Source organism: Fodinicola feengrottensis (assembly GCF_039530045.1).
In the GTDB taxonomy this organism is placed as follows: Bacteria; Actinomycetota; Actinomycetes; order Mycobacteriales; family HKI-0501; genus Fodinicola; species Fodinicola feengrottensis.
Genome location: NZ_BAAANY010000064.1, coordinates 1 through 1,019 on the forward strand (window position 1 = coordinate 1; position 1,019 = coordinate 1,019).

A 1,019-nucleotide genomic window follows, 5' to 3' on the forward strand; every position below is an offset into this window, starting at 1 on the left:
GGCCCAACAATATTGACTGGGACGCTGAGTTTGCCGCCCTTGATCAGGGCAGCGCGGGCAACAACGTGGTTCCGCTGCGCAAACCCGGCACCGACGTAGAACGCTATGACAGCTCTTTTGAGGTCGAACTAGATGACCCGGACTCGCCGGAGTCCGCGCGGCTCAAGGTCGCTGATCCTGGCGTCACGATTGCCCTGCCGGCCGATGAGGACCGGCGCGAGCCGATCATTCCGGCCGCGTTCTTGCTGGGGAACCTGCGCGGCACCATCAACCGGGCGGTGCGTCGCTGGCTGCACATCAGCGCGTTTCACGCGGTCCGGGTTCCTTGGTATGGCGGGAAAACCGCGATCTACGGCGCGGTTGGCGCGGTGCGCCTGGTGCAGCGGCAACTGCGGTGGTGGTGGTTGACCGAGCAGGGCCCGGTCCGGCAAGCGGTGGCGGACAACGCGCACCGGGACCCGAAGGAGGCCGCGAAGGTCTATAACCATCTGCTGCAGGAGTTGAAGGAAACCCGTCGCTGGCGCGGCTGGGTGATGGCCGCGCAAACGGCCGGGGTCGCGGTGGGCGGGCTGCTGCTGTGCACCCTCGCCCCCGGGTGGGTGAACCTCAGCGTCGCCGGCATCCTGCTCGGCGCTCTGGCGCATTTGGGTCGCCCGGCGCACAAGCCGATCATCTCCAAGGCGATTATCGCGCCGCGTTTTCGCAAGCTGAACCTCGATATCGTGCTGCGCGCCTACTACGCCGCCGGGCTCGGCAACGCGGATAAGCCCGGCCAACAGGTGCAGTTTGGGGCGCAGATGACCCGCGACTCCCGTGGCACTGGTTCGCAGGTGGTGGTGGACCTCCCGTACGGCAGGGGGTGGGCTGATGTGTTGGCTGCTAAGGAAAAGATCGCGTCTGGGCTGGACGTGCATGTCAATCAGGTGTTCCTGACTGAGGATGAGACCAGCAGTCGGCGTCACCTGCTGTTTGTGGCTGACCGGGACCCGCTCGCGATCGGCGCTGGCCGTACTGACCTG

Annotated in this window: 1 protein-coding gene; it reads left to right on the top strand. The window is 66.1% G+C overall.

From position 1 onward, the window contains the following. Positions 1-1,019, top strand: a 1,019-nt coding sequence (locus ABD301_RS42155; protein WP_344315606.1) for a hypothetical protein, incomplete at both ends; no start/stop codon positions are given.